Annotated in this window: 2 protein-coding genes; both read right to left on the minus strand. The window is 66.8% G+C overall.

The genetic code is table 11. From position 1 onward, the window contains the following. Positions 1–90 precede the first annotated feature (90 nt). Positions 91–1,527, minus strand: a complete 1,437-nt coding sequence (locus tag BN903_RS06635) for an FAD-dependent oxidoreductase (protein WP_048076993.1) — start codon at positions 1,525–1,527, stop codon at positions 91–93. A gap of 167 nt (positions 1,528–1,694) precedes the next feature. After that, on the minus strand, positions 1,695–2,009 hold a 315-nt coding region (locus tag BN903_RS06640), incomplete at its 5' end, for an HD domain-containing protein (protein WP_048076994.1).

A 2,009-nucleotide genomic window follows, 5' to 3' on the forward strand; every position in this document is an offset into this window, starting at 1 on the left:
ACCGGTACCCGTCCCGTCGTCGCCGTTCGATGCCATGGCTGCGACTCGGCCGGGACGCCACTTACTGGTGTCGCTCGCGTCCGGGTCCGATCAGTCGTCGGCCTCGGCCGCGACCTCGTCGTCCGGGTCGGTCGCGGCGGCGTCGGCGTCCGTCGCCTCGTCGTCGGTGGCATCCTCGTCCGCCGCCTCCTCGTCGAGCCGCGGGAAGTTCTCGATGGTCGCGTCGCGGAAGGCTTCCTCGTCGAACTCGTAGTCGTTCTGGAAGAAGCCGAGGACGGTCTCCACGTCGGTCATCGCGTTCTTCAGCGCGGTCGACGCGCCCGGCGAGGGCGTGATGTTGAACAGGATGCCGTCCTCGGTGATCTTCGCTTCGCCCATGTCGAGCTCCTTGTTCTCGGTGTCGACGATCTGCGGGCGGACGCCGCCGTACCCCTTCGCGCGGTCGATGTCGTCGACGTCGACGCTCGGGACGACCTTCTGGACGTCCGGCAGGAAGGCGCGCTTGCCGACCACCGGGAGGTCGTACACGAGGTTGCGCACGACGTACGGGAAGAGGATCTTGTCCGAGAGGATGTTGACGTAGCTCAGGACAGAGTCGGGGTTGAAGCCGAACACGTCGACGAAGTCGCTCACCGTCGAGAGGTGACCGCGTTCGAGCGCGGGCACGAGCTTCGCCGTCGGGCCGAACCGGGTGATCCCGTCGTCGTGGACGTCGGCGTCGCCGTGGACCGCCGCGAACGGGAGCTTCTTCATCTGGAGCGTGTACACCTTCCCGTTCAGCAGGTCGTCCGCGAGGAAGAAGCTCCCCGCGACCGGGAGCAGCGACATCCCCTCGCCGTACCCCATCTCCTTGGCGAACTGGAGGCTGTGCGACCCGGCCGCGACGACGACCGCCTCGGCGTCGAAGTCGCCGTCGTCGGTCTCGACGAGGAACCCGTCCCCGCGCTCGTCGACGTTCGTCACGGTCGTGCCGAGGTGAACGGAGACGCCCTCCTCCGCGCGGGCGGCGTCGACGAACGACTCCGCGACCGCGCCGTAGTCGACCACGTAGCCGTCGGGCGTCTGGAGCGCCTTCAGCTCCGTGCCGGGGTCGCGCCCCTCGACGACCTTCGGCTCCAGCTCTTCGATCTCCTCGCGGCCGATCTCGCGGAGCTTCGGGAACAGGTCGCCGAACCCGTTCTCGCGGTAGCGCTCCTCCAGCTTGGCGACCTCCTCGTCGCCGACGCCGAGGACCATCTTGCTCCGCTTGCTGTGCATCTCGCGGTCGGGGTCTTCCCCTTCGAGGTAGCCCGCGAGCAGCTCCGCGCCCTCCTTGACCTCCTCCGCCTTCTCTAAGGTGTAGTTCGTCTCGATGTCCCCGAAGTGGAGGGTCTGTGAGTTGTTCGTCCGGTGGGAGTTGATCGCGGCGATCTCCCGCTCCTTCTCGATCAGCGTGACGTCCTCGACGTCGGTGAACTTCGCGACCGTGTACAGAAGCGACGCCCCGCTGATTCCACCGCCGACGATTACGAGATCGGTGTCAGACATGCGTGGTGAAAGCTCACGTCGTCAGACGACCTCCCCCGTTAACCCTTTTACCATCCATTCCCGAAATCGAGCGGTAGAGAGGCTACAAACGTCGATTAACTATACGACGATCGTCGAAATATCTAGGGAATTCTCGACCGGTTCGATCGCTTCGTTCCCGCGTCTCCTCACCCGTCTCGTACGGTCCGATACCGCTCTCGGACGGCTTCGAACAGCTCTCGTCCGGCGTCGGTGCGGAGCCGCGGTTCGGTCGTCGCGAAGAACTCGTCGAGGTCGTCGTACTCGCGGAACGCGTCGGGGTCGCCGCGGTCCGGGTCGTACCGGTCGCCGCGCTCGTAGCGGACGGCCTGAAGGCAGGTGTCGAGGAGGTCACACTCCTTGACGAGGCGCGCCTCGGGCGACTCGCGGGCCTCGTACGCCTCCCACGCGTCCCGGACGCGCTCCGGGAGCGGTCCGGCGAGGTCGCGCATCGCGGCGCGCTC

Source organism: Halorubrum sp. AJ67, from assembly GCF_000513435.1.

Bases quoted from the DNA above. Each gene is read 5' to 3' on its own strand.
- BN903_RS06635 (WP_048076993.1), bottom strand. From the start codon at position 1,527: ATGTCTGACACCGATCTCGTAATCGTCGGCGGTGGAATCAGCGGGGCG.